Source organism: Azovibrio restrictus DSM 23866 (genome assembly GCF_000429665.1).
GTDB lineage: Bacteria > Pseudomonadota > Gammaproteobacteria > Burkholderiales > Rhodocyclaceae > Azovibrio > Azovibrio restrictus.
The window spans coordinates 191,787-216,380 of sequence record NZ_AUCH01000005.1; the positions used below are offsets into that span (position 1 = coordinate 191,787).

A 24,594-nucleotide genomic window follows, 5' to 3' on the forward strand; every position below is an offset into this window, starting at 1 on the left:
ATGGAAACGACCCGCTTCTGCTGCATCCGCCACGGGGAGACGGCCTGGAACACCCAACGCCGGCTGCAGGGCCAGCTGGACATCGGCCTGAACGACAATGGCGAGAGCCAGGCCCGGGCCGCCGGGCGCTGGCTGGCCCGGCAGGGGGGCATAGACCATCTCTACGCCAGCGACCTGTCCCGGGCCTGGCGCACGGCCGAGCACATCGGCGCGGCCCTGGGGCTGCAGCCCCGTCCTGCACCTGAGCTGAGGGAGCGCCGCTACGGCATCTTCGAGGGGCTCACCTACGCCGAGGCCCGGGTCACCCATCCCGGGCCGTACGCCCGGCATGAGGCCCGGGAGCCGGATTTCGTCATTCCCGGGGGCGAAAGCCTGCGCCAGTTCCACGACAGGGTTACCGACCGCCTCTGCCAGCTGGCCAGTGAGCACGGGGGGCAGACCCTGGTGCTGGTGATGCATGGCGGGGTTCTGGACATCATCAACCGTTTCGTGCGCGGCAATCCCCTGGATACTCCCCGGGATTTCCTCATTCCCAACGCCGGTCTCAACTGGATCAGCCATGGTCCCGGGGGCTGGCAGCTGGAGTCCTGGGGCGAGACTGGGCACCTGGCGGCGGGGGCCCTGGACGAGCTGAAATAGGGGCTTTCGCCCCGGCGGCTATTGCGCTGCAGCAGGCGGTTCTGTTTTCCCCGCTTCATCCTGTAGAATTGAGCCCTTTTTCAAAGGCTTGAGGGCAACATCCATGTTTTCCGCCAAAGACACGCTCGCTAAGGTTGATCCCGAACTCTGGAAGGCGATTGAAGCCGAGAATCGCCGCCAGGAAGATCACATCGAACTGATCGCCTCCGAAAACTACGTTTCCGCCGCGGTGATGGAAGCCCAAGGCTCCCAGCTCACCAACAAGTACGCCGAGGGTTATCCCGGCAAGCGCTACTACGGCGGCTGCGAGCATGTGGACGTGGTGGAGCAGCTGGCCATCGACCGTCTGAAGGCCCTGTTCGGCGCTGAAGCCGCCAACGTCCAGCCCAACTCCGGTTCCCAGGCCAACCAGGCCGTGCTGATGGCCTTTGCCAAGCCTGGCGACACCATCATGGGCATGAGCCTGGCCGAAGGCGGCCACCTGACCCACGGCATGCCCCTCAACATGTCCGGCAAGTGGTTCAACGTGGTGGCCTACGGCCTCGACGCCAATGAAGCCATCGACTACGAGGCCATGGAAGCCCTGGCCCGGGAACACAAGCCCAAGATCATCGTGGCCGGTGCCTCCGCCTACTCCCTGCGTATCGATTTCGAGCGCTTCGCCAAGATCGCCAAGGAAGTGGGCGCCATTTTCTGGGTGGACATGGCCCACTACGCCGGCCTGATCGCCGCCGGCTACTACCCCAACCCCGTGCCTTTCGCCGACGTGGTCACCACCACCACCCACAAGACCCTGCGCGGTCCCCGGGGCGGCGTGATCCTGATGAAGGCCGAGCATGAGAAGGCCCTCAATTCCGCCATCTTCCCCGGTCTGCAAGGTGGTCCCCTGGAGCACGTGATTGCCGCCAAGGCCGTGGCCTTCAAGGAAGCCGCCACCCCCGAGTTCAAGAAGTACCAGGAGCAGGTGATCATGAACGCCCGCGTCATGGCCCGGGTGCTGGGCGAGGAGCGCGGTCTGCGCATCGTCTCCGGCCGCACCGAGTCCCACGTGTTCCTGGTGGACCTGCGTTCCAAGCACATCACCGGCAAGGCGGCCGAAGCTGCCCTGGGTCAGGCCCACATCACCGTGAACAAGAACTCCATCCCCAAGGACCCGGAAAAGCCCATGGTGACTTCCGGCATCCGTATCGGCTCCCCCGCCATGACCACCCGGGGCTTCACCGAGATCGAGGCCGAGAAGATCGCCCACCTGATCGCCGACGTGCTCGATGCCCCCGAAGATCAGGCCGTGCTGGCCAAGGTGCGCGAGCAGGTCAGCGCCCTGTGCAAGCAGTTCCCGGTTTACGGGGCATAGTCGAGCGCGGCGAGTGGTGGGTCGAGGGACGCGCCACTCACCACTCCCGCCCCACCACTCTGGACTGCCTTAAATGAAATGCCCGTTCTGCGGCACCACCGATACCACCGTCGTTGATACCCGTATCAACGACGAGGGGGACGTGGTGCGCCGCAGGCGGCGTTGTACCCGTTGTGACAAGCGCTTCACCACCTACGAGCGGGCCGATGTGCAGCTTCCCCTGGTGGTCAAGAAAAACGGCGCCCGGGTGCCCTTCGCCCGGGACAAGCTGCGCGCCAGCCTGGAGCTCTCCCTGCGCAAACGCCCGGTGACCGTGGAAGCCATCGACGGTGCCATCGACGGCATCGAAGAGCGGCTGCTGGCTTCCGGCGAGCGGGAAATCCTCTCCCAGCAGTTGGGGGAACTGGTGATGGCCGAGCTGAAGAAGCTGGACAAGGTGGCTTACATCCGCTTTGCCTCCGTTTACCGCAATTTCGAGGACGTGGACGCCTTCTCCCGGGTGATCAAGGAAGTCTCCCCTTCCGGTCGGCGCAAGGCCGATCCCGCCTGAAGTCCTTTCCGTGACCTTCTCCCCTGCCGATCATGCCCACATGGCCGAGGCCTTGCGGCTGGCGGAACTCGGCCTCTGCACCACGTCTCCCAATCCCCGGGTCGGTTGTCTCCTGGTCCGCGATGGCCAGGTGCTGGGCCGTGGCTGGCATGTGCGCGCCGGGGAGCCCCACGCGGAAGTCCACGCCCTGCGCCAGGCCGGCGAGCAGGCCCGGGGCGCCACTGCCTATGTGACCCTGGAACCCTGTTCCCACCACGGCCGCACCCCGCCCTGTGCCGATGCTCTGATCGCCGCCGGGGTGAGTCGGGTGGTGGCCGCCATGGAGGACCCCAATCCCCTGGTGGCCGGGACCGGGCTGCAGCGCCTGGCCGGGGCCGGCATCGCCACTGCCAGCGGTCTGCTGGAGCGGGAGGCCAGGGAGCTGAACATCGGCTTCGTCTCCCGCATGGTCCGGGGGCGGCCCTGGCTGCGGCTCAAGGCGGCCGCCAGCCTGGATGGAAAAACCGCCCTCAACAACGGCGCCAGTCAGTGGATCACCGGCCCGGAAGCGCGTCAGGACGGACACCGCTGGCGGGCCCGGGCCTGTGCCATCCTGACCGGCATCGGCACGGTGCGGGACGATGATCCCCGTCTCAACGTGCGGGGTGTGGATACCGGGCGCCAGCCCCTGAAGGTGGTGGTGGACAGCCGCCTGGAGCTGCCCGCCACGGCCCGGCTCTTCGACGGGGGGCCGGTGCTGGTGGCTTCCGCCGTGGATGATCCGCTCCGGGCCCGGCCCCTGCTGGATCGGGGCGCCCAGTGGGTATGTCTGCCCGACGCCCGGGGCAAGGTGGATCTGGCGGCCCTGCTCCAGGAGCTGGGGCGGCGCGGCATCAACGAACTGCACGGGGAAGCGGGCTTCAAGCTGAACGGCTCCCTGCTCCAGGCCGGGCTGGTGGACGAGCTGCTGCTCTACCTGGCGCCCTGCCTGCTGGGCGACAAAGCCCAGGGGCTGTTCCATCTGCCGGAACTTGTCAGCCTGGAAGGGCGTCGTAAGCTGGAGCTGCAGAGCCTGGCCCAGGTGGGCGGCGACCTGCGGCTTCTGGCCAGGCTCCAGGACTGAGGGACATCATGGCAACTGAAGTGGCGGTATTGGGCGGCGGCTGTTTCTGGTGCACCGAGGCGGTGTTTGCCACCCTGGGCGGCGTGTCCCGGGTGGAATCCGGCTACTGCGGCGGCGAGCTGCCCGCACCCGGCTATGACCAGGTGTGTTCGGGTCGGACCGGCCACGCGGAGGTGGTGCGCCTCCAGTTCGACCCGGAGCAGATCAGCTTTGCCGAGCTGCTGTTGGTGTTCTTCGCTACCCACGACCCCACCACGCCCGACCGCCAGGGCCATGACCGGGGCAGCCAGTACCGTTCGGTGATCTTCTGTCAGTCCGAAGCCCAGCGCCGGGTGGCCGGGGAGGTGCTGGCACAGCTCCAGGCCGAGGCGGTTTTTGCGGCGCCCATCGTGACGCAGGTGCTCACCGCCCAACCCTTCTGGCCGGCAGAAGCGGAGCACCAGCAGTTTTTCGCCCGCCATCCCGAGCAGCCCTATTGCGCCGCCCTGATCCCGCCCAAGCTGGCCAAGCTGGGCCGCCAGTTCCCCTCACTGCTCCGCTCCGACTGAAGCCCGGCGGAGCTTGTGCATCCCGGCGTCTGGGGTAACAATACCGCCGAAGTCATAAAGGCAGCCACGTCCGGACGCGCTTTGGCCGGGCGGGCTATCCATAACAAGGGGATGGGAGAGGGCATGGACGCAACAGGCTGGCGGCGGATTCCGCTGCCCCGGGGGAGATGGCGGGGGCTGCATGCCGCTCCTTGATTTCCTGCGCCGGGAGCGCCTCTACGCCCTGCTGGGCCTGTTGTTCCTGGGCGGTTTCATCGCGCTTCTGGTACTGGACGGCTACCGGGCGCGGGAACGGGAACTGCGTTTTGCCGAGCACAATCTGGAAATCCTGAGCCGGGTCCTGGAGGGCCATGCCCAGGCCTCCATCGAAAAGATCGATGTGGCCCTGCGGTTCGTGGCCGACAACTACGGCCGCTGGCAGCAGCAGGAGGGCAGTGCCGGCGTCAATAACCGCCTGGCCCAGGTCCTGGCCGGCATTCCCGAATCCCAGAGCCTGCGCATCGCTGATGCCCACGGCCATTTCATCCACGACGCCAGCGGCACTCTGTCTACTGCCACCATCACCGACCGAGCCTATTTCCTGCGTCAGCGCCGGGAACCGGGGGCCGGCCTGGTGCTCTCCGAACCCATTTTTGCCCGCATCACCCGCAACTGGGTGATCACCCTGTCCCGTCGCTTGGAAGGGCCCGGGGGAGAATTCCTGGGCCTGGTTCAGGCGGCCGTGCCGGCCACCCTGTTCGAGAATTTCTACGCCCAGCTGCAGCGGGGCCAGGATGAGGTGGTCTCCGTCTCCGACCTGGAGCCCAGACTGCTGGCCCGCTATCCCCGGGTGCCCGAGCGCATGGGCTCGGTGATGCGTCCCTCGGGGCTCCTGGAGCAGCTGCAGCAGGGGCGCCGGGCCGGGGTCTACCGCACTCATTCCTTCGTGGATGGAGTGAACCGCGTCTATGCCTTCCGCCAGGTGGCCAACTATCCCCTGGTGGTGAATGTGGGCGTGGGGGTGGACGGGGTGTTGCAGGCCTGGTGGCGCAAGGTGCTGATGTACATCCTGAGCGGTCTGTTCCTCTGCCTGCTGATGTTCGGCCTGATCCTCTCCTGGCAGCGCAGTTACCGGCTGGCCCTGGAAGAGGCCCGGCACCGGGAGCAGTACGACCGTCTCACCGATCTGCCCAACCGCCTGATGCTGAGCGAGCAGCTGGCCAGAATCCTGGGGCGGGAGGCGGAACAGCGGGGCCAGATCGCGCTGATGCTCCTGGACCTGGATCACTTCAAGCACGTCAATGAATCCCTGGGCCACGACGTGGGGGACCGGCTGCTGCAGGTGGTGGCCCAACGTCTGGGCCAGTGCCTTGCCGCCGATGACATGGTCAGCCGTCAGGGGGGCGATGAATTCGTGCTGCTGGTGAGCGGCGGCGGCAGCAGCGCCGATCTGGCGCGTCTGGCAGAGCGGTTGCTGGCCACGGTGGCCGAGCCCTTCGAGGTCCCGGGGCAGGAACTCAGCCTGTCCGCCTCCATCGGGATTGCCGTTTATCCCGGCGACGGACAGGACATCCAGGAACTCCTGAAGAATGCCGATCTGGCCATGTACCAGGCCAAGGCCGCCGGGCGGGCCGGCTTCCGCTTCTTCGCGCCGGAGATGAACGAGCTGGTGTCCCAGCGCCTGTGGCTGGAATCCAGCCTGCGCAAGGCCCTGCCGCGCCAGGAGCTGCTGCTTCACTTCCAGCCCCAGTTCCGTCTTGCCGACCGGACCCTGGTGGGCTTCGAGGCCCTGGTGCGCTGGCAGCATCCGGAAGAGGGGCTGATTCCCCCGGGCCGCTTCATTCCCGTGGCCGAGGCCTGCAACCTGATCCTGCCCCTGGGAGAATGGGTGCTGCGCCAGGCCTGTCGCCAGAACAGGTCCTGGCAGGAGCAGGGGCTGGCGCCGGTGACCGTGGCGGTGAACCTGTCCGCCGTGCAGTTCCGCCATCCGGACCTGTGCAGCATGGTGGAAGGCATCCTCCGGGAGACGGGCCTGGCCCCCGAGTACCTGGAGCTGGAGATCACCGAATCGGTGGTGATGCAGGATTCCGAGCGGGTGATCCAGGTCCTGCGGGCCCTCAAGGCCATCGGCTTGAAGATCTCCATCGATGATTTCGGGACGGGCTATTCCAGCCTCAGCTACCTGAAACGCTTTCCCATCGACAAGATCAAGATCGACCGCTCCTTCGTCCAGGACATTCCCGCTGACCAGGACGATGCCGCCATCGTCGAGGCCATCCTGTCCATTGCCCGCAAGCTGGGGCTGAAGGGAATTGCCGAGGGGGTGGAAACCCGGGAGCAGCTGGACTTCCTGGGGGCCAGCGGCTGCGAGGAAATGCAGGGTTACCTGTGCGGGCGGCCCCTGTCCGCCGTGGAGGCCACCCAGGTGCTGGTCCGGGGGCGCTGGCAGGAATAGGTGATGGGGGAACGGGGAGGGGCTCAGGCCGGCTGGCCGGAGCATACCGGGCAGGCCGGGTCTTTCCTGAACTTCACTGTACGCCAGGTTTGGCTCAGGGCATCCACCAGCAGCAGGCGTCCCACCAGGGCTTCACCGATGCCGGCCAGGAGCTTCAGGGCCTCGCTGGCCTGGAGGCTGCCGACGATGCCGGTCAGGGGGGCGAACACCCCCATCACGGCACAGCGGGTTTCCTCCACCTCTTCCCCTTCCGGAAACAGGCAGTGGTAGCAGGGGGATTCGGGACGGGACAGGTCATAGACGCTCACCTGCCCGTCAAAGCGCACGGCGGCACCGGAAACCAGGGGCTTGCGGTGCCGGACGCAGGCTAGGTTGAGGGCGTGCCGGGTGGCGAAGTTGTCACTGCAGTCGAGCACCAGGTCGGCCCCGGCCACCTGGGCCTCCAGGGCGGTGCCTTCCAGGCGCTCGGTGACGGGGATGACCCGGGTTTCGGGATTGACGGCAGCCAGGGCGATCTGGCCGGAGAGGGCCTTCAACTGGCCGACCCGGGCATCAGTATGCAGGATCTGGCGTTGCAGGTTGGTGGTGTCTACCGTATCCCCGTCCGCCAGGACCAGGGTGCCGACCCCGGCAGAGGCCAGGTAGAGGGCTGCCGGAGAGCCCAGCCCCCCGGCCCCCAGCACCAGGACGCGGCTCCGGAGTATGCGTTCCTGACCTTCTATGCCCAGGGCGTCCAGCAGGATGTGGCGGCTGTAGCGGAGTAGTTGCCCGTCGTTCACTTGTACTCCCGCCACTCGGGCGGGGTTTCGTCGTGGTCCCCGTGGGGATGGCGTTCCCAGGCCTGCACATAGGCTTCCTGGGACTGCTTCAGGGGGCGTTCGGTGGCGCCCAGGTTGTGCAGCTGGGTTTCTTCCACGTAGTAGATCAGGGCCCGTACCAGCTTGCTCATCAGGGTGTTGTCGAGATGGAAACCCTTGTCCTGGAGCTGGTTTTCCAGGTTTTCCAGGGTGTGGTGCCGCAGGTCGTAGCTCACATCCACGGCCCGCTTTTCCAGCTTGGCTTCGGTGCTCAGGTTTTCCAGGCGGTGCAGGTGATCGGCGGCCTCGGGAATCTGGCCGGGGGGGAATCTGGAGAAGAGGATTTCGCGCCGCTTGTGCAGGTCGGAATCGGTCATGGCAGTTTCCTCCGGTGAATTGGGGAGCCGGCCGGGCCGGCTCCCTTGCTGCTTACTTGCTTACATTCTGCATGATCTGCAGTCCCTTGAGGAGGCTCAGGGCCTGCTGGAACTGGTGATCGGAGGGGGAAGCGTATTCCAGGCGGGGCGGCAGCTCGTCCTCGCCCTTCTGTTCGTTGCCCTTCTTGCCCGGGGCGGATTTCTTGTCCTGGGGCTTGGCTGCCTCCTTGGGGGCAGCTTCCTTGGCGGGGGCGCCGTCCCGGTCGTTTTCCAGGTGGCCTTCCAGATCGGCTTCACGCAGGTGGGCGGCCTTCTGGCCGTTGCTGCTTTCTTCCACCTGGATGTCGGGCTCGATGCCCTTGGCCTGGATGGAGCGGCCGCTGGGGGTGTAGTAGCGGGCGGTGGTGAGCTTGATGGCCGCATTGCCGGGCAGGGGCAGGACGGTCTGCACCGAGCCCTTGCCGAAGGTCTGGGTGCCCATGATTACGGCCCGCTTGTGGTCCTGGAGGGCGCCAGCGACGATTTCCGAGGCGGAGGCGGAGCCGCTGTTGACCAGCACCACCATCGGCACCTTCTTCACGGCGGCGGGCAGGCTCTTCAGGGGGTCTTCCCGGGTGCCGCGCAGGTAATCCTCGGGGGCGGCGATGTATTCCTGCTTGGCGTCTGGGGTGCGCCCGTCGGTGGAGACCACCTTGGTGCCCGGGGCCAGGAAGGCGGCGGAGACGCCCACGGCGCCGTTCAGGAGGCCGCCGGGGTCATTGCGCAGGTCCAGGACCAGGCCCCTGAGCTCGCCCTGCTTGTAGAGCTCGTTCAGGTGCTTGGCCAGGGAGGGAATGGTGTTTTCCTGGAACTGGGTGATGCGCACCCAGCCGTAGCCGGGTTCTACCAGCTTGGACTTGACGCTCTGGACCTTGATCACTTCCCGGGTCAGGGTGACTTCGATGGGCTTGGCCTCACCCTTCCTGAGGATGGAGATGCGGATCTGGGTCTTGGGCTTGCCGCGCATGCGCTTGACCGCCTCGTTCAGGGTCAGGCCCTTCACCGGGGTGTCGTCCAGCTTGAAGATCAGGTCGCCGGCCTTGAGCCCGGCCCGGTAGGCGGGGGTGTCCTCGATGGGGGAGACCACCTTCACCAGGCCGTCCTCCATGCCCACTTCTATGCCCAGGCCGCCGAATTCGCCCTGGGTGCCCACCTGCAGCTCCTTGAAGGATTCCGGGTCCAGGTAGGAGGAATGGGGGTCCAGGTTGGAGAGCATGCCGGAGATCGCGTTGGCGATCATCTTCTTGTCTTCGATGGGCTCCACATAGCCCTGCTTGATGGCATTGAAGACTTCGGCGAAGGTGCGCAGCTCTTCCACCGGCAGGCCGGCCTTCACATCCTTTTCGGCGAAGGCGGGCATTTGCAGGCTGATGAGGGTGCCGGCGACGAAGCCGCCGACGACGAGACTGATGGACTTGAACTTGCTCATTTGAGGGAGACCCATTTCATCGGATCGAGTGCTTGGCCTTGATGGCGGAGCTCGAAGTATAAACCGGAATCCTGGTTGCCACCGCTGTTGCCCACGGTGCCCACCGTTTCCCCGCCCTGGACCCGGTCGCCCACCTGTTTGTGCAGGGCGTCGTTGTTGCCATACACGGTCAGGTAGCCGGCCCCGTGGTCGATGATCAGCAGGTTGCCGAAACCGCGCATCCACTCGGCATAGACCACCTGGCCGCTGGCAATGGCCTTCACCTCGCTGCCTTCGGCGGCGCGGATGAACAGCCCCTTCCAGGTGCTGCTGCCTTCCCGGGGGGCGCCGAAGCGGCCGGTGATCTGGCCCCGGGCGGGCAGGCGCAGCTGACCCTTGAGGCGGGCGAAGTTGCCCGAGCTGGCGGCGGGCACATGCCTGTTTTCCGGGCCGCTGCTGCCGGCGTTGCTGGCCGGCTTGTCCGTGCCGCTCGGCCTGGGCGGCGGTGGGGGCGGTTTCCTGGCTTGCTCGGCGAGCAGTTTGGTGAGCCGGTCCACCAGGTTGGAGAGGCGTTTTTCGTTGCGCTGCAGGTTGCCGATTTCCTGTTTCTGGGCTTTCACCTTGCCGGCGATCTGGTTCAGGATTTTCTGCCGCTCGGCCTTCTGTTGCAGCAGTTCCTCGTGCTGGGCCTGCTGTTCGGCTTCCACCTGGGCCAGTTCCGCAGCCCGGGCCTTGGCGTCCTCGGTGAGGGATTTCTGCTTTTTCAGGGTGCCGCGGATGCTGCCCAGCAGTTCGGTGCGGCTGCGGGCGATGGTGGACAGGTAGTAGAGATCCCGGGCCAGCTGGTTGGGGTCGTCGCCGTTCAGCAGCAGTTGCAGGGCGTCCGGGGAGCCTTGCAGGTATTGGTGGTGCAGGAGCTTTTCCAGCTGGGTCTGCTGCTGGGTCAGGGTGGATTCCAGCTCCCGGGACTGGCGTCCCAGATCCTGCAGGGTGTTCTGCAGCCGGGTCTGGTTCTTCTTCAGTTCCAGGAGCTTGCGCTGGGCTTCGGAGATCTGCCGTTCCGCCTGTTTCAGCTGGTCGGCGGCATCGGCCTGGGATTCCTCGCTGGCGGAGAGTTCCTTGCGCATGGCGTCGATACGGCCGCGCAGTTCCTTCAGGTCTTCCTTCTTGTCGGCGATGTCGCTGTTGCTCTGGGGCAGGGCGCCGGGGGGCCAGCCGGCCAGAAGGGCGGCGAGCAGGGCGGTGCCTGACAGCAGGCGGCGGGATCTTGGATGCAAGTTCGTGTCCGGCAGGTCCGTCCTCTCCGCCGGGGGCGAGAAAGGCGAACGGGGAAGGGGCTGCGAAAAGAAACTATTCTATAATGATCCGTTATTGCCCAGCGAGTGCATATCGTGCAACCCCTATCCTTCAATCTGATCGACAAGCAGGAACACATCGAAACGGCGGCCCGCGCCCTCAAGTCCATCGCCCATCCCCTGCGGCTCAAGATCCTCTGCGTGCTGGGTGATCAGGAAGCCTGCGTCCAGGAGATCGTGGATGTGGTGGGCACCTCCCAGAGCAATATTTCCCAGCATCTGGCCATCCTGCGGGAAAAGGGCGTGCTGCTGACCCGGAAGGATGCCAACCGGGTGTTCTACCGGGTGGGCGATGCCCGCATCCTGCAGCTGATCGGCATGATGCGGGAAGTGTTCTGCGGCGTGTCCGCGTCTTAATTCCTCAAGGAGTCCCCTGAAGTGCCCATGGAGTTCATTCAGCAAAACATCCTGACCATCGCCATTGCCGTCATCAGCGGCGTGATGCTGGTCTGGCCCGGTCTGCGCCGGGCTGGCAGCGACCTCAACACCACCCAGGCCACCCAGCTGATCAACCGGGAAGACGCGGTGATCATCGATGTGCGGGACAGCCACGAGTACGCCGCCGGGCATCTGCCCGACGCCCGCAACATCCCCCTCAAGGACCTGGCCACCCGGGCCGGGGAGCTGGAATCCCTGAAGGACAAGCCCCTGCTGCTGGTCTGTGCCTCCGGCGTCCGTTCCGGCCAGGCCTGCGCCCAGTTGCAGAAGCTGGGCTTTGCCAAGCTCAACAACCTGGATGGCGGTGTGCATGCCTGGGAAAAGGCGGGGCTGCCCATCAAGCGTGGGAGCAAGAAGAAATGAGCCACGCCAAGGTCCTGATGTACACCACTGCCGTGTGTCCCTACTGCATCCGCGCCAAGCAGCTTCTGAGCGCCCGGGGCGTCACCGAGATCGAGGAAATCCGCATCGATCTGGACCCGGCCCAGCAGGCTGTCATGATGGAGAAAACAGGCCGGCGTACCGTGCCCCAGATCTACATCGGCGACACCCATGTGGGCGGCTGCGACGATCTTTACGCCCTGGATGGTCAGGGCAAGCTGCTGCCGCTCCTGGCCGGCTGAACCCCATTACCGAACCACCTTTCTCAGAAAGTCATTCATGGAACAGAATCAGCAAGCCCCGTCCTTCGGCATCGAAAAACTGTACGTCAAGGACCTTTCCATCGAAGTGCCCCATGCGCCGACCATTTTCCTGGAGCGTGAAGCGCCCCAGGTGGACATCCAGCTCAACACCCAGGGTACCCACCTGGGGGACGGGGTGTTCGACGTGGTCCTCACCGTCACCGTCACTGCCAAGCTGGGTGAGAAGACCGTGTTCCTGGTGGAAGTGGGTCAGGCCGGCATCTTCCGCATGGTGAACGTGCCCGAGCACGAGGTGGAGCCCCTGCTGGCCGTGGCCTGCCCCAACATCCTGCAGCCCTATGCCCGTGAAGCCATTTCCGACGCCACCGTGCGCGCCGGCTTCGCCCCGGTGCTGCTGCAACCCATCAACTTCGAGGCCCTGTACCTGGCCCGCCTGCAGGAGCAGGCCGCGGCTCAGGGGCAGCAGCCCCACGAGGTTCCCATCCAGTAATGCCGGGAGGCCCCATGGTCCGCCGCCTTGTTGCCGCCCTGGCCACCGGCCTCGCCCTGAGCGGCGGGGCCCTGGCCCTGGATTACCGTTCCGTGTCCGTGCCCGTGGCGCTGTTCTACGATGTGCCTTCGGCCCAGGGCAAGAAGTTGTTCATGGTCAAGGAGGGCACCCCCCTGGAGGTGCTGGTCCAGGTGGAAGGTTGGACCAAGGTGCGCGATGCCGAGGGTACGATCGCCTGGATTGACCGCAACGCCCTTGCTGCCCGCCGTACCCTGGTGGTCACGGCGCCCATGGCGGATGTGCGCCAGAGCGCCAGTGCCGAATCGCCCCTGGTGTTCCAGGCCGAAAAATGGGTCATTCTCGAACTGCTTGAGGCGGCGCCCATGGGCTGGGCCAAGGTCAAGCACCGGGACGGCGCCAGCGGCTACGTCCGCATCACCCAAGTCTGGGGTCTATGAAGATCGCCGTACTTGCCGCCGGGGCCTGGGGAACGGCCCTGGCTCTGGCCTTTGCCGCCCGACATCCGGTGACCCTGTGGGCCCGGGAGGCGGATCTGGTGGAAGAAATGCAGGCCCGCCGGGAAAATCTCCGCTTCCTGCCCGGTTTTCCCTTTCCCGATGCGCTGGAGATCACCAGCGACCTGCAGGCTGCAGTGCAGCAGGCCGGCTTGATCCTGGTGGCTACCCCCATTGCCGGTCTGCGGCCCACTGTCAGGGCCCTCGCCGCCCAGGGGGTCCGGCTGCCCTTGCTCTGGGTCTGCAAGGGGTTTGAAGCCGGCAGCGGCAAGCTGCCCCATCAGGTGGTCCAGGAGGAAATGCCCGGGGTGCCCTGCGGGGTGCTGTCCGGGCCCAGCTTTGCCCAGGAAGTGGCGGGCGGCCAGCCCACGGCCATCACCCTGGCCGCCAGGGATGCCGATTTTGCCCGCGCCATGGCTCAGGAACTGCATGGCGGGCACCTGCGCATCTATGCTTCCGACGACCTGGTGGGGGCCGAGGTGGGCGGTGCGGTGAAGAACATTCTGGCCATCGCCACCGGGGTTTGCGATGGTCTGCAGCTGGGGCTCAATGCTCGGGCCGCCCTGGTGACCCGGGGGCTGGCGGAGATCGCCCGCCTCGGAGTGGCCCTGGGGGCGCGCAAGGAGACTTTCATGGGGCTGGCCGGGGTAGGGGACCTGATCCTCACCTGTACCGGCGACCTGTCGCGCAACCGGCGCGTGGGCCTGGGGCTGGCGGCGGGCAAGTCCCTGGAGCAGGTGCTGGCCGACCTGGGGCACGTGGCCGAAGGGGTGCCCACGGCCCTGGAAGTGGATCGTCTGGCCGCCCGGCTCGGGGTGGACATGCCCATCACGGCCGCCGTGGCGGCGGTGCTCCAAGGGCGGGTGGCGGTCCGCGACGTGGTGGAGCAGCTGCTGGCCCGGGATCCCCGGGACGAATCCTGCTGACCGGAGCTACTGGCCGCCGCTGAAACCCAGCTGGCGCCAGGCTTCAAACACCGTCACCGCTGCCGCGTTGGAGAGGTTCAGGCTGCGGTTGCCGGGCACCATGGGCAGGCGCAGGCGCCGGTTTTCGGGAAACTGTTCCAGCATGGCCGCCGGCAGGCCCCGGGATTCGCGGCCGAACAGGAAGACATCCCCGGCTGCGTAGGCCACCTCCGCGTAGGAATGGCTGGCCTTGGTGCTCATGGCGAAGCAGCGCCGTCCCGCCAGGGCGGTTGCGCAGGCGCTCCAGTCCGGATGAATGCGGACCCGGGCGTATTCGTGGTAATCCAGCCCGGCCCGGCGCAGGGCCTTGTCCTCGAAGCTGAAACCCAGGGGTTCCACCAGGTGGAGTTCGGTGCCGGTATTGGCGCAGAGGCGGATGATGTTGCCGGTATTGGGGGGGATTTCCGGCTCGAACAGAACGATGGCGAACACTTGTTTTCCGGGCTGAAACGGGGTACCGTCTGAAAATTGGCTTAGTATCAGGTAATTAAGCCACTTTATTCAAGTGAATTGTGGTGCAGATTGGGAGTCTGGCATGGCCCGCCCGGAGAAAGTGCGTCTCGGTGACCTGTTGATTCAACAGGGATTGTTGACCGATGAGCAGCTGAAATTTGCCCTGGATGAGCAAAAACGCAGTGGCCGCAAGCTCGGGCGCATTTTCGTAGACAGCGGCTTCGTCACCGAAGATGGCATTTCCAAGGCCCTGGCCAAGCAGCTGCAGATTCCTTTCGTGGACCTGCGCCAATTCCAGCCCCGGCCGGAGCTGATCAAGCTGATTCCCGAAGCCCAGGCCCGCCGCTACCGGGCCCTGGTGCTGGACGAGGTGAATGGCATGCTGCAGGTGGGGCTGGTGGATCCCACCGACCTGCAGGCCTACGACGACATCAGCCGCATCGTGCGGCGGGACATCGATCTGGCCGTGGTGACCGAGTCCCAGCTGCTCGGCATGGTGGACCGGGTTTATCACCGCACCGAGGAAATTTCCGGCCTGGCCAAGGAGCTGACGGCGGAGATGTCCGACATTCCGGTGGAGTTCGGCGAACTGCTGGGTCTCTCCAGCAACGCCGAAGACGCGCCGGTGGTGAAGCTCCTGCACATGGTGTTCGAGGAGGCCCTGCGCACCCGGGCCTCGGACATCCACATCGAGCCCCAGGAAAAGAGCCTGCGCATCCGTTTCCGCATCGATGGGGTGCTGCACATCCAGACCGAGGCGGATGCCAAGATTGCCTCTGCCGTGGCCCTGCGCCTCAAGCTCATGTCCGGCCTGGACATCTCCGAAAAGCGCCTGCCCCAGGATGGGCGTTTCCACATCAAGGTGCGCAATGCGCCGGTGGATATCCGGATTTCCACCCTGCCGACCCAGTACGGGGAATCGGTGGTGATGCGTCTGCTGGCCCAGAACCAGGGGCTCCTGTCCCTGGACCGGATGGGCATTCCGAAGCGGGTCCTGGAGCGTCTGCGCCATGCCCTGCACCGGCCCAGCGGCATGGTGCTGGTGACCGGCCCCACCGGCTCGGGCAAGACCACCACCCTCTACGCGGCCCTGAACGAGCTCAACAGCCCCGAGAAGAAGATCATCACCGTCGAGGACCCGGTGGAATACCGCCTGCCGGGTCTGAACCAGGTGCAGGTGCACGAGAAGATCGACCTGACCTTCGGCAAGGTGCTGCGCACGGTGCTGCGCCAGGACCCGGACATCGTGCTGGTGGGGGAAATGCGCGACCAGGAGACTGCCGAGATCGGCATGCGGGCCGCCATGACCGGCCACCTGGTGCTGTCCACCCTGCATACCAATGACGCCATGACCACCCCCATCCGCCTGCTGGACATGGGGGTGCCCCGCTACATGGTGGCGCTGTCGGTGCACATGGTCCTGGCCCAGCGCCTGGTGCGCACCATCTGCGAGAACTGCCGGGAGCCCCATGTCCTGCAGCCCCACGAGCAGGAATGGTTGCGTTACGAGCTCCATGATCAGGTGGGCCAACACACCTATTTCCGCGGCGCCGGCTGCGCCCATTGCAACAACACCGGTTTTCAGGGGCGGACCGGGGTCTATGAGTTCCTGGAAATGAGCGACGAGCTGGTGGAGGCCACCAACCAGGATGATCCGGCCCTGTTCATGGCGGCGGCCCGCCGCCAGATGGGCGGGGAAACCCTGCGCCGGGATGCGGTGCGTCAGGTGCTGCGCGGCAAGACCACCGTGGATGAAGCCATGCGGGTCAGCAGCCAGTACGAGGAATAAGCGGTGCCCAGCTACACCTACCGGGGCAGGAACAGCAGCGGCCAGGAGGTCAGGGGTCAGCTGGAAGCGCCCAGCCGGGACGAGGCCGCCCGGGCCGTACAGGGGCTGGGGGTGACGCCCCTGGAGGTGAAGGCTGCGGCGGCAGCCGGGCGCAGCATCAAGCTGGGGGGCTCCTTCCAGGGCCTGTTCGAGGAAAAGGTCAGGCACGAGGACATCCTGCTCTTCTTCCGCCAGATCTACACCCTGCTCAAGGCCGGGGTGCCCATCATGCGGGCCCTCACGGGGCTGCAGGAATCGGCGGTGAACCAGGGCATGAAGAAGGTGCTCCAGGACCTGCGCGAAAGCCTGGATTCCGGGCGTGAGCTGTCCGCCGCCATGGCCCGCCATCCCCGGGTGTTCGACGGTTTTTCCATCAACATGGTGCGGGTGGGGGAAATGACCGGGATGCTGGAGGAAATCTTCCTGCGTCTCTTCCACCACATGGAGTTCGAGCGCTTCATGCGCGAACAGGTCCGTTCCGCCCTGCGCTACCCGAGTTTCGTGGTGCTCGCCATGGGGGTGGCCATCGTGGTGGTGAATATCTGGGTGATCCCGGCCTTTGCCAAGGTGTTCAAGGGTTTCAAGGCGGAACTGCCACTCATGACCCGGGTGCTGATCGGCTTTTCCGATTTCATGGTGGCCAACTGGATCTACATGCTGCTGCTGGTGGTGGCGGCCGTGTTCGGCTTCCGCTCCTGGGTGGCGACCCGGGGGGGGCGCTATGCCTGGGACAAGTTCAAGCTGCGCGTGCCCATCGCCGGCAAGATCGTGCGCAAGGCCACCCTGGCCCGCTTTGCCCGCAGCTTCGCCCTGGCCTCCAAGAGCGGCGTGCCGGTGATCCAGGCCCTCTCCAACGTGGCCCAGACCGTGGACAACGCCTTCATCTCCGACAAGATCGAGCGCATGCGGGATGGGGTGGAGCGGGGCGAGAGCGTGCTGCGCAGCGCCATCGGCGCCGGGGTGTTCACCCCGGTGGTGATCCAGATGGTGGCGGTGGGGGAAGAGTCCGGCTCCCTGGACGACATGATGCAGGAGATCGCCGAGATGTATCAGCGGGAGGTGGAGTATGACCTCAAGACCCTGGCCCAGCAGATCGAGCCCATCCTCATCGTGTTCCTGGGGATCATGGTGCTGGTCCTGGCCATGGGCATCTTCCTGCCCCTGTGGGACCTGGGCAAGGTGGCCATGGGTAAGGGGGGGTGAACATGCGCCGCCCCATGGCCGGCATTTCCCGCCTCGAGTTCTTTGTCGTGGTGCTGCTGTTCGCCCTGCTGGCGGGGGCCTTCCTGCAGGTGATCCGCCATTACCAGGAGCAAGCGGAGCGCATGGCCGTGGACATCACCGTGGTGCGCATCAAGACTGGTCTGCTGCACCAGATTGCCGACCGGCTGGTGCGCCAGACCGGCCGGGATGGCAGCGATCTGCTAGGCAGCAATCCCGTGGCCTTCCTGGCCCAGCCGCCCCAGGGCTACATGGGGGAATACAAGGACATGCCCGCCGACCTGCTGCCCGGCGGCAGCTGGTATTTCGACCAGAAGACCCGGGAGCTGGCCTACAAGCTGAACCACGCCAGCGGCTTTCAGGCCCGCAGTGGGCCGCCGGGGCGCCAGGAGATCCGCTGGCGCGTCGGGGTTCGGGGGGAGATGCCGGCAGGCCATATCCCTGTTGAAAGTCTGGTTTTGCTGCAAACTGTGGATTATGATTGGTTCTGATTTGAAAATAGGAGGAAAGTACTAATGAAAGCCAAAGGTTTCACCCTTATCGAGCTGGTGGTGGTAATCGTCATCCTGGGCATCCTGGCCGCCACGGCCCTGCCCAAGTTCATCGACCTGGGCTCCGATGCCCGTCAGTCCGTGATCAAGGCCACCGAAGGGGCCATGCGCAGCGCCAACGCCATGATCTACGCCAAGGCGGCCACCGGTAACGCCCTGGGGGCCACCGGCACCGTTACCGTGGGGGGCGCCAGCGTGACTACCGCTTACGGTTTTGCGTCCAACGTGACTGAACTGGTCAAGGTGATGGACCTGAGTCCCGAGATTGCCACGTCCGGCACCACCATCATCCAGCACTCCGGTGCGACCACTCCGGCTTCCTGCAGTGTCACCTATACCGCCGCCAGCAAGACGGGCACTAACCCCGTCGTGCCGCCCACCTACGCCCTGACCGTTACCGGCTGCTAAGCGCCAATGCCGGTGGCCAGGCCAGGAAAACCCCGTACCCGTTACGGGGTTTTTTCTTCCCGGGGCAGGAAACTGCCGGCCATGCTGAAGGCCGCGCGGGGTTTCACCCTGGTGGAGCTGGTGGTGACCATGATCATCCTGGGCATCCTGGCGGCCGTCGTGGTGCCCCGCTTTTCCGGCCAGACCGGTTTCGAGGCCCGGGGTTTCCGGGACGAAACCCTGGTGGCCCTGCGTTATGCCCAGAAATCCGCCATTGCCGCCCGGCGCCGGGTGTGCGTTGATTTTCCCGATACCACCCAGGTGAGTTTTCGCATCGCCGCGGCCGCCGGGGCCGGGGATTGCAACACTGGCGCCGCCCTCCGCGGCCCCGGGGGCAACGCCCTGACGGTGCAGGCCCCGGGTGGGGTCAGCTTTGCGCCACAGCCGAAGCCCTTCAGCTTCGACAGCCTGGGCCGGCCCAGTTTTGCCGCCACCCAGGTGCTCAATATCGACCAGGTGCCCGGCATCAGCATCGAGGCGGAGACCGGCTATGTCCATTGACTGGCGTCGGGCCCGGGGGCTGAGCCTGATCGAGCAGATCATCTTCATCGTGGTGATCAGCATCGGGGTGGTAGGGCTGCTGGCCAGTTTCAACCGGGCCGTGCAGGATTCCGCCGACCCCATGGTGACCCGCCAGACCCTGGCGGTGGCCGAGTCCCTGCTGGAGGAAATCCTGCAGCAGCCCTTCACCTGGTGCGATCCGGATGACCCCAACGCAGCCAGCGCCATGGGCTTCGGGGATTGCACGGCCGGCATGGCCCAGAGCGGCGTGACCCCGGTGCCCGGGGGCGAGAGCCGGAATGGCGGCCCCGGGGCGGTGTTCGACCACGTGGCCGATTACGGGGGCTATGGCCAGGGGGCCGCCAGCGACGCCATCGGCGGCCAGGTGATGGACGGCTACGCCACCCTGGTGACGATCACCCAGGCGGGGGCGGATTTCGGGCTTGCCAATGATGCCGTGCTGCGGGTGACGGTGCGCGTCACCCGGGGGCCGGAAAGTCTGGATGTGACCGGTTACAGGTTCCGCTATGCGCCACGCTACTGAGTCCAGGGGCTTCACCCTGATCGAGATGATCGTGGCCATGGTCATCGGCGGCCTGCTGCTGGCCATGGTGGGCATGTTCGTGCGGCACCAGATCGATGCCTATGTGGAGGTGTCCGCCCGCATGCAGCTGGCCGATGCGGCGGACACGGCCCTGGGGCGCATGGAGCGGGAAATCCGCGCGGCCCTGCCCAACAGCCTCAGGGTTTCCGGCAACTACCTGGAATTCGTGCCCATCATGGATGCGGGCCGTTACCGGGCCGAGTCCGGGGGCGGGGCGGATTTTCCCCTGGATTTCGGCCTTGGCGCCAGCGCCGACCATTTCGATGTGCTGGGTCCCCCGGTCCGGGTAGCCGCCGGGGAAGAAATCGTGGTGTTCAACCTGGGGGTGCCGGGCGGGGATGTGTATGCGGGCGACAACCGCCGTGCCCCCAGCGCCACCGGCGCGGCCCTGACCGAGATCACGGCCGCGGCGCCCTTCGGCTTTCCCTTCGCATCCCCGGCCAGCCGCTTTCACGTGGTGGGCCAGCCGGTCACCTTCGTCTGCGACCCCGCCAACCGGGTGATCCGCCGCCACTGGGGTTATGGTTTTCATGACAGCCAGCCTGATACTAATGAGGCCCTGGCGGCCGGCAATGCCGCCGTCCTGGTGGATAACCTGGACCCGGCCGGCGGCTGTTCCTTCGCCTACATTCCGGGGGCCTTGCAGCGTAACGGCCTGGTTTCCCTGCGGCTGACCCTGACCCTCAATGGCGAGACGGTCAGCCTGCAGCAGCAGATTCCCATCGACAACACCCCATGAACACGGTCAGGCATCCTCTCCGGCGGCGGACCCAGGCGGGGGTCTCCCTGATTTCCGCCATCTTCCTGCTGGTGCTGTTCGCAGCCCTGGCAGGCCTGTTCGCGGTTCTCGGTACTGGCGGCCAGGCCACTTCGGCCCAGAACATCATGGGCAGCAAGGCCGCCCACGGGGCCCAGGCCGGGGCGGAGTGGGGCATGTTCCAGCTCGACCCCAATGGCGAAAGCGATGATCTGCCCAATTGCTTTGCCGCCAGCACCCTGCCGCCCCTGGCAGAATTCCCGGGTATGACCATCGCGGTGAATTGCACCGCCTTTGGTCCCTATACTGAAGGGGGGCGGCAGATCCGCCTCTACCGGATTACCGCCACGGCGGGTAACGGGGCGGCGCCGCCCCTGGGGGTGGAACGGGTGGTGGAAGTGACCCTGGAGAAGTGCCGGGATCCGGCCATCACCGCCCCCCCTTACGACTGTTGAGAGGAGAGCCGCCATGACATTTGCGCGCCAATGGGGCTTGCGGGCCGGCCTGCTGTGCTGCCTGTGCTTGCTGGGGGGCTGGGCAGGCCTGGCCCAGGCGGCCGCCTACCTGTTTGCCAGCAGCGGCGCCAGCATGCCCAAGGGCTGCAGTTACGGGGGTTACAGCGGCGGAGTCTACAACTTTTCCTGCGGTGCGGTGACCCTGGCCTGGAACGACACGGTGAGCATCAAGGCCGACAGCCGGCCGGCCCGGATCAGTTTCACCGGTGCTTTCGATGCCAGCAATGCGGTGATCAACGGCGGCGGTTCCGCCAGCCAGCTGACCCTGGTGGTGGGCGGCAACTTCAGCACCCAGGGCAGTCTCGTGGCCCAGCTCCAGGTCAGCGGCAACCGCACGGCCATTTTCAATTCCGGCAGCGGCATCACGGGCAGCATCACCATGGGCACCGGGACCCTGACCCTCGCCAGTTCCAATGTCACCGTCGATGGCAGCATCACCTCGTCCGGGGCGCTGCTGGTGGGAGCGGCCGCCCGGATCAACGGCCCGGTCAGCGCCGCCAGCGTCACCGATACCAGCAGCAATGCCGTGTACGGCAGCAGCATCACCGCCAGCAGCGGGGCCGTGAGCCTGGGCTACGGGGCCAGCGTGGCCGGGGACATCCGCGCCGAAGGGGGTTCCGGCAGCGTCACCCTGGCCGGTGGCAATAACGTGGGGGGGCTGATCTCCACCTCCGGCACCTTCACCCTGCTGGCCAGCAACAGCACCATTGCCGGTTCCGTCAAGGCGGCTGCGGTGGCGGCTGCCGGCGCCAGCGGCAGCAGCATCGGCGGCGGGGTGGAGGCCACTGCCGGCGCCATCAACCTGGGGGGCAGCAGCCTCACCGTGGGGGGGGATGCCGTGGCCACCGGGATCATCAGCCTGGGCTACAACACCCGGGTCAATGGTTGCGCCAGGACCACCCGCAACAGCAGCAACAGTATCCAGTTGAACGGCTGGCAGTCGGGGGCCGGCGGGGTGTGCTGTCTTTCCGGGGGAGGAAGCTGCCTGCCCCTCAACAGCGCCTGCTACAGCAACAGCAGCGGCGGCAGTCTGGCCCTGTGCAAGACCACCCTGCCGCCGGTGCTGGGCAAGACGTCCAGCGCCGCCTCTGCCGTGGTGGGGGACGTGGTCTCCTTCACCCTCTCGGTGAGCAATCCCAATGACGACCCCCTGAACAACCTGGTGCTCACCGATGTCATGCCGGCCGGCATGGTTTACGTGAATCACGTGGCCCAGCAGGGCAGCGTCGTGGTGAGCGGTCAGAGCCTTACATGGACCCTGCCTTCCCTGGCCGGCAAGGCCAGTGCCCAGATGACCCTGGTGGTGCGCCTCAACCAGCAGGGCAGCCTGACCAATACCCTGTCCTCGCCCGGGGCCATTTCCGTCAGCCGCAGCATCCTGGTCCTGTCCCAGGCCACTACCCACTTCCGCATGGACGAGGTGGAAGATTCCTGGACGGGCGCCGACGGGGAGGTGGTGGATAGCGGTGGCACGGCCCTGCACGGCCGGCGCATGGCCACCACTGCCAGCACCGGCACCAATGTGGTCACTCCCGACCCCACCATCGAGTCCCAGTTTGCCAGCGTGGACGGAAGCTTCTGCAATGCGGGCAGTTTTGACGGGGGCGGGGTGGTGATGGTGCCCGGGGATTCCCGCTTCGACTACAGCACCAAGCTCTCGGCCACGGCCTGGATCTACCCCACGGCCCGGCCTTCCAGCGACCTGTACTCCATCCTGTCAAACGACAAGAACTATGAGTTCCACATCAACCCCAGCGGCAAGCTCTACTGGTGGTGGAATCCTTCCAACCTCACCTCGGCCAGCACCATTCCCCTGAATAAATGGACCCACGTGGCCATCACCTTCGATTCGGTCAGCGGCCGCCAGTACATCTACATCAACGGGGTACGGGACGGCAACACCGGCAGCTGGAAGGGGACCTTGCAGCCCAATGGCTGCAACTTCTACATCGGCGGCGACGTCTCCACCTCGGCGGGCTGTCCCTTCATGCCGGCCCGTAATTTCCGCGGCAAGATCGACGAGGTCAAGCTCTACAACTACGAGCTGTCCCAGGCCGAGGTCCAGGCTGACATGACCCTGGGGCGCAGTTGCAGCGGCGCTTTCGATCATCTGCGGGTGATCCATGATGGCACCGCCTCCATCTGCAACCCTGAGTCGGTGGAAGTGCTGGCCTGTCTGGATGTGGATTGCACCAAGCTTTATCCAGGGACCGTGACGGCCCGCCTCACCCCGGGGGGCAGCACCTTCACCTTTTCCGGCGGTGCCACGTCCACCCAGATCAGCTCCGCCACGGCCGGGGATGTAGCCATCGGCTACAACAGCATCAACCCGACGCCCAGCAACGGCCTGCGCTGCTTCAACGGGGCGACGGAAAACTGCACCATGAATTTCGCCTCCGCCTCCTGCAGTTTCGATGCGGTGGAACAAAAAGCGGACCCCAAGACCCCCATCTACACCAAGCTTGCCCAGACTGCCTTCAAGCTGGATGTGCTGGCCCTGTCCGGGGGCGGGATCGTCAATGCCGCTTATACGGGCACCGTGGCCGTGGACCTGGTGGATACCTCGAGCTCCAGCTGTCCCACGGGCGCGGGTCTGAACACGGCTCAGAACCTGGTGTTTGCCGCCGCCGACAAGGGGCGCAAGGAGGCCGAGTTTACCTACGCCGCCGCGGCCAAGAATGTGCGGGTGCGGATGAAGGTGGGCAGCAGCGCCCCTTCCTGTTCCTACGACAACTTTGCCATTCGCCCGCAGCAGCTGACGGTGAGTGCTCCCCTGATGAACAATGCCGGGGCCAGTGGCACCCCGGCGGCAGTGGCCGGCACGGACTTCACCCTGGACGCCCAGGCCGATGTGGCCAGTGGCTATGACGGCACCCCGGTGATCAAAGAAGGCTTGGTGACGGCCTCTGGCGATGACAGCGATCTCATCACCGCAGGCACCCTGACCGGCAGCTTCAATGCGGCCACCGGCAGCAAGGCCAGCGGCACCTTCCAGTACCGGGACGTGGGCAACATCCGCTTTCCCGAGAATGCAGTAGTGGATGAGAACTTTACAGCGGTGGATCAGGGCAAGGCGGTACCGGACTGCCTGACCGGGAGCGCTGGAAATATCCTCAAGGATGGGGAGGTGCGCTACGGCTGCAACATTGGCAGTGCGGAAACTCCCCTCCTGGGGCGCTGGTATCCCAGCCACTTTTCCTTTGCCGGGACGCTGACCCCTGGATGTGCGGCCGGGGGCTTCACCTACATGGGTGACGACAGCCTCCAGGTTTCCCTGGCGATCAAGGCCCATGCCAAGGGAAGCGGCGCGGCATCCGCCAGCGATCCGGTGACGGCGCGCTACAAGGCCGGCAGTGTCACCGTGACGGCCATCAATGGCGGGGCAAGTGCCCCCTTGCGCCTGGATCAGCCGGATTTGCCCGCCATGCCGGATAAGAGTCTCTGGTCAGCCGGCGTCTGGAAGCTGGAGGATACCTACCGCTTCGCCAAGGCGAGCCCTCCCGACGGGCCCTTTGACGATTACCGTTTGAAGGTGGAGGTGAAGGACGATGATGGGGCCAAGCTGCTGGCCAGTACCCCGGCCCAGGTGACGGACGATGCGAGCAACTCCACCATGATCCGTCATGGCCGGCTGTGGGCCGCCAACGCCTATGGCTCCGAGTACCTGCCCCTGCCGGTGCCGGCCCAGGTGCAGTACTGGAGCGCCACCGGCTGGACCCGGAACCTGCTGGACAGCTGCACCCTGCTGACCCTGCCGACCAAGGACAACGGGGGGCTGCTGTTCTACCCGCCGGGGGCCCGCAACCAGCTGGCGGCCGGGGAAACCCTCGCCACCCTGCAGGGCAGCAACGGGGCCACGCACAAGGTGGTGAAGGGGGATGCCGGCCTGCGGCTGTCGGCGCCGGGGGCGGGTAACTACGGCTACCTGGACATCCCCCTGGGCATCCTGGGGGGCGGCAATGGCTGGCTGGATCTGGCCGTGCCTACGGTGCGCGCCTGCTTCGGGGTTTGCGGACCCCGCTCCCCGGTGATTTTCCGGCGCGAGTTGCGCTGAGCCTGGCA

General features: G+C 66.0%; 26 protein-coding genes. 21 read left to right on the forward strand and 5 right to left on the reverse strand.

Going from position 1 to position 24,594, the window contains the following annotated elements; translation table 11 throughout:
- From G474_RS0107005 to G474_RS21955, 6 genes are all read left to right on the forward strand, one after another.
- On the forward strand, window positions 1–639 hold the full coding sequence (locus G474_RS0107005) for a histidine phosphatase family protein (RefSeq protein WP_026686348.1): 639 nt from the start codon (window positions 1–3) through the stop codon (window positions 637–639).
- 103 nt (window positions 640–742) lie between these two features.
- Window positions 743–1,993 carry a serine hydroxymethyltransferase gene (gene glyA / locus G474_RS0107010; RefSeq protein WP_026686349.1) on the forward strand — a complete coding sequence of 417 codons (1,251 nt, stop codon included), beginning with the start codon at window positions 743–745 and terminating at the stop codon, window positions 1,991–1,993.
- A 73-nt stretch (window positions 1,994–2,066) separates the two neighbouring features.
- On the forward strand, window positions 2,067–2,543 hold the full coding sequence (gene nrdR, locus G474_RS0107015; RefSeq protein WP_026686350.1) for a transcriptional regulator NrdR: 477 nt from the start codon (window positions 2,067–2,069) through the stop codon (window positions 2,541–2,543).
- Between the two features lie 10 nt (window positions 2,544–2,553).
- Window positions 2,554–3,645 (forward strand): bifunctional diaminohydroxyphosphoribosylaminopyrimidine deaminase/5-amino-6-(5-phosphoribosylamino)uracil reductase RibD, encoded by a 1,092-nt coding sequence (gene ribD / locus G474_RS0107020; protein WP_026686351.1) that lies wholly within the window; start codon window positions 2,554–2,556, stop codon window positions 3,643–3,645.
- 8 nt (window positions 3,646–3,653) lie between these two features.
- Window positions 3,654–4,193, forward strand: coding sequence for a peptide-methionine (S)-S-oxide reductase MsrA (gene msrA / locus G474_RS0107025; RefSeq protein WP_026686352.1), 540 nt, complete (start codon window positions 3,654–3,656; stop codon window positions 4,191–4,193).
- A 181-nt stretch (window positions 4,194–4,374) separates the two neighbouring features.
- Complete coding sequence (locus G474_RS21955; protein ID WP_051282026.1) at window positions 4,375–6,627, forward strand: putative bifunctional diguanylate cyclase/phosphodiesterase; 2,253 nt, start codon at window positions 4,375–4,377, stop codon at window positions 6,625–6,627.
- A gap of 23 nt (window positions 6,628–6,650) precedes the next feature.
- Here G474_RS21955 and G474_RS0107035 read toward each other — a convergent pair whose 3' ends face one another.
- From G474_RS0107035 to G474_RS0107050, 4 genes are read right to left on the reverse strand one after another with little or no spacing between them, the layout of a single operon-like run.
- Window positions 6,651–7,406: a HesA/MoeB/ThiF family protein gene (locus tag G474_RS0107035; RefSeq protein WP_026686353.1), complete on the reverse strand. Its 756-nt coding sequence runs from the start codon at window positions 7,404–7,406 to the stop codon at window positions 6,651–6,653.
- Window positions 7,403–7,801, reverse strand: a complete 399-nt coding sequence (locus G474_RS0107040) for a hypothetical protein (protein WP_026686354.1) — start codon at window positions 7,799–7,801, stop codon at window positions 7,403–7,405. Before G474_RS0107040 ends, G474_RS0107035 begins: the two co-directional genes overlap by 4 nt.
- 52 nt (window positions 7,802–7,853) lie before the next feature.
- Window positions 7,854–9,269, reverse strand: coding sequence for a S41 family peptidase (locus G474_RS0107045; RefSeq protein ID WP_026686355.1), 1,416 nt, complete (start codon window positions 9,267–9,269; stop codon window positions 7,854–7,856).
- A complete protein-coding gene (locus G474_RS0107050; protein ID WP_051282029.1) occupies window positions 9,266–10,525 on the reverse strand; it encodes a murein hydrolase activator EnvC family protein in 1,260 nt (419 codons plus the stop codon). Before G474_RS0107050 ends, G474_RS0107045 begins: the two co-directional genes overlap by 4 nt.
- A 114-nt stretch (window positions 10,526–10,639) precedes the next feature.
- Between G474_RS0107050 and G474_RS0107055 the strand changes: the two genes are divergently transcribed.
- From G474_RS0107055 to G474_RS0107080, 6 genes are read left to right on the forward strand one after another with little or no spacing between them, the layout of a single operon-like run.
- Window positions 10,640–10,960, forward strand: coding sequence for an ArsR/SmtB family transcription factor (locus G474_RS0107055; protein ID WP_245589320.1), 321 nt, complete (start codon window positions 10,640–10,642; stop codon window positions 10,958–10,960).
- Window positions 10,961–10,987: 27 nt separating this feature from the next.
- Window positions 10,988–11,404, forward strand: coding sequence for a rhodanese-like domain-containing protein (locus tag G474_RS0107060; RefSeq protein WP_026686358.1), 417 nt, complete (start codon window positions 10,988–10,990; stop codon window positions 11,402–11,404).
- Window positions 11,401–11,664, forward strand: a complete 264-nt coding sequence (grxC, locus tag G474_RS0107065) for a glutaredoxin 3 (RefSeq protein WP_026686359.1) — start codon at window positions 11,401–11,403, stop codon at window positions 11,662–11,664. Before G474_RS0107060 ends, grxC begins: the two co-directional genes overlap by 4 nt.
- Window positions 11,665–11,701: 37 nt before the next feature.
- Window positions 11,702–12,175: a protein-export chaperone SecB gene (gene secB, locus G474_RS0107070; RefSeq protein WP_026686360.1), complete on the forward strand. Its 474-nt coding sequence runs from the start codon at window positions 11,702–11,704 to the stop codon at window positions 12,173–12,175.
- Window positions 12,176–12,189: 14 nt separating this feature from the next.
- The gene (locus G474_RS0107075) at window positions 12,190–12,633 is read left to right on the forward strand and encodes an SH3 domain-containing protein (RefSeq protein WP_026686361.1); all 444 of its coding nucleotides are present in this window, start codon (window positions 12,190–12,192) and stop codon (window positions 12,631–12,633) included.
- A complete protein-coding gene (locus G474_RS0107080; protein ID WP_026686362.1) occupies window positions 12,630–13,616 on the forward strand; it encodes an NAD(P)H-dependent glycerol-3-phosphate dehydrogenase in 987 nt (328 codons plus the stop codon). The genes G474_RS0107075 and G474_RS0107080 overlap by 4 nt, the downstream gene beginning before the upstream one ends.
- 6 nt (window positions 13,617–13,622) lie before the next feature.
- On the opposite strand, the gene G474_RS0107085 is transcribed toward G474_RS0107080, so the two are convergent.
- Entirely contained in the window at window positions 13,623–14,087 is a 465-nt protein-coding gene (locus tag G474_RS0107085; protein WP_026686363.1) for a tRNA (cytidine(34)-2'-O)-methyltransferase, read from the reverse strand.
- 103 nt (window positions 14,088–14,190) lie between these two features.
- Here G474_RS0107085 and G474_RS0107090 point away from each other — a divergent pair, with 103 nt between their 5' ends.
- The 9 genes from G474_RS0107090 (at window position 14,191) to G474_RS0107130 (ending at window position 24,586) form a co-directional block, all read left to right on the forward strand.
- Window positions 14,191–15,897 (forward strand): GspE/PulE family protein, encoded by a 1,707-nt coding sequence (locus G474_RS0107090; protein WP_026686364.1) that lies wholly within the window; start codon window positions 14,191–14,193, stop codon window positions 15,895–15,897.
- A gap of 3 nt (window positions 15,898–15,900) precedes the next feature.
- The gene (locus G474_RS0107095; protein ID WP_026686365.1) at window positions 15,901–17,139 is read left to right on the forward strand and encodes a type II secretion system F family protein; all 1,239 of its coding nucleotides are present in this window, start codon (window positions 15,901–15,903) and stop codon (window positions 17,137–17,139) included.
- A 2-nt stretch (window positions 17,140–17,141) separates the two neighbouring features.
- On the forward strand, window positions 17,142–17,648 hold the full coding sequence (locus G474_RS0107100; protein WP_043463515.1) for a hypothetical protein: 507 nt from the start codon (window positions 17,142–17,144) through the stop codon (window positions 17,646–17,648).
- Window positions 17,649–17,672: 24 nt separating this feature from the next.
- Window positions 17,673–18,116 (forward strand): type II secretion system protein, encoded by a 444-nt coding sequence (locus G474_RS24415; protein ID WP_026686367.1) that lies wholly within the window; start codon window positions 17,673–17,675, stop codon window positions 18,114–18,116.
- An 81-nt stretch (window positions 18,117–18,197) separates the two neighbouring features.
- Window positions 18,198–18,656, forward strand: coding sequence for a pilus assembly FimT family protein (locus G474_RS19940; RefSeq protein ID WP_043463519.1), 459 nt, complete (start codon window positions 18,198–18,200; stop codon window positions 18,654–18,656).
- Window positions 18,646–19,200 carry a type IV pilus modification PilV family protein gene (locus G474_RS0107115; protein WP_026686368.1) on the forward strand — a complete coding sequence of 185 codons (555 nt, stop codon included), beginning with the start codon at window positions 18,646–18,648 and terminating at the stop codon, window positions 19,198–19,200. Before G474_RS19940 ends, G474_RS0107115 begins: the two co-directional genes overlap by 11 nt.
- Entirely contained in the window at window positions 19,184–19,999 is an 816-nt protein-coding gene (locus tag G474_RS0107120; RefSeq protein ID WP_026686369.1) for a PulJ/GspJ family protein, read from the forward strand. Before G474_RS0107115 ends, G474_RS0107120 begins: the two co-directional genes overlap by 17 nt.
- On the forward strand, window positions 19,996–20,472 hold the full coding sequence (locus tag G474_RS21960) for a hypothetical protein (protein ID WP_051282031.1): 477 nt from the start codon (window positions 19,996–19,998) through the stop codon (window positions 20,470–20,472). Before G474_RS0107120 ends, G474_RS21960 begins: the two co-directional genes overlap by 4 nt.
- Before the next feature lie 13 nt (window positions 20,473–20,485).
- Entirely contained in the window at window positions 20,486–24,586 is a 4,101-nt protein-coding gene (locus G474_RS0107130) for a DUF6701 domain-containing protein (RefSeq protein ID WP_156919188.1), read from the forward strand.
- The last annotated feature ends 8 nt before the right edge of the window (window positions 24,587–24,594 follow it).

What these genes read in the sequence shown, in the direction of transcription:
- secB (WP_026686360.1), top strand. Translation starts at nt 11,702, where the DNA reads ATGGAACAGAATCAGCAAGCCCCGTCCTTCGGCATCGAAAAACTGTAC.
- G474_RS0107115 (WP_026686368.1), top strand. Translation starts at nt 18,646, where the DNA reads ATGTCCATTGACTGGCGTCGGGCCCGGGGGCTGAGCCTGATCGAGCAG.
- G474_RS21960 (WP_051282031.1), top strand. Translation starts at nt 19,996, where the DNA reads ATGAACACGGTCAGGCATCCTCTCCGGCGGCGGACCCAGGCGGGGGTC.
- G474_RS0107060 (WP_026686358.1), top strand. Translation starts at nt 10,988, where the DNA reads ATGGAGTTCATTCAGCAAAACATCCTGACCATCGCCATTGCCGTCATC.
- G474_RS0107005 (WP_026686348.1), top strand. Translation starts at nt 1, where the DNA reads ATGGAAACGACCCGCTTCTGCTGCATCCGCCACGGGGAGACGGCCTGG.
- G474_RS0107045 (WP_026686355.1), bottom strand. Translation starts at nt 9,269, where the DNA reads ATGAGCAAGTTCAAGTCCATCAGTCTCGTCGTCGGCGGCTTCGTCGCC.
- G474_RS0107090 (WP_026686364.1), top strand. Translation starts at nt 14,191, where the DNA reads ATGGCCCGCCCGGAGAAAGTGCGTCTCGGTGACCTGTTGATTCAACAG.
- G474_RS24415 (WP_026686367.1), top strand. Translation starts at nt 17,673, where the DNA reads ATGAAAGCCAAAGGTTTCACCCTTATCGAGCTGGTGGTGGTAATCGTC.
- G474_RS21955 (WP_051282026.1), top strand. Translation starts at nt 4,375, where the DNA reads ATGCCGCTCCTTGATTTCCTGCGCCGGGAGCGCCTCTACGCCCTGCTG.
- G474_RS0107130 (WP_156919188.1), top strand. Translation starts at nt 20,486, where the DNA reads ATGACATTTGCGCGCCAATGGGGCTTGCGGGCCGGCCTGCTGTGCTGC.
- G474_RS0107120 (WP_026686369.1), top strand. Translation starts at nt 19,184, where the DNA reads ATGCGCCACGCTACTGAGTCCAGGGGCTTCACCCTGATCGAGATGATC.
- G474_RS0107100 (WP_043463515.1), top strand. Translation starts at nt 17,142, where the DNA reads ATGCGCCGCCCCATGGCCGGCATTTCCCGCCTCGAGTTCTTTGTCGTG.
- nrdR (WP_026686350.1), top strand. Translation starts at nt 2,067, where the DNA reads ATGAAATGCCCGTTCTGCGGCACCACCGATACCACCGTCGTTGATACC.
- G474_RS0107040 (WP_026686354.1), bottom strand. Translation starts at nt 7,801, where the DNA reads ATGACCGATTCCGACCTGCACAAGCGGCGCGAAATCCTCTTCTCCAGA.
- glyA (WP_026686349.1), top strand. Translation starts at nt 743, where the DNA reads ATGTTTTCCGCCAAAGACACGCTCGCTAAGGTTGATCCCGAACTCTGG.
- G474_RS19940 (WP_043463519.1), top strand. Translation starts at nt 18,198, where the DNA reads ATGCTGAAGGCCGCGCGGGGTTTCACCCTGGTGGAGCTGGTGGTGACC.
- G474_RS0107080 (WP_026686362.1), top strand. Translation starts at nt 12,630, where the DNA reads ATGAAGATCGCCGTACTTGCCGCCGGGGCCTGGGGAACGGCCCTGGCT.
- msrA (WP_026686352.1), top strand. Translation starts at nt 3,654, where the DNA reads ATGGCAACTGAAGTGGCGGTATTGGGCGGCGGCTGTTTCTGGTGCACC.
- grxC (WP_026686359.1), top strand. Translation starts at nt 11,401, where the DNA reads ATGAGCCACGCCAAGGTCCTGATGTACACCACTGCCGTGTGTCCCTAC.
- G474_RS0107075 (WP_026686361.1), top strand. Translation starts at nt 12,190, where the DNA reads ATGGTCCGCCGCCTTGTTGCCGCCCTGGCCACCGGCCTCGCCCTGAGC.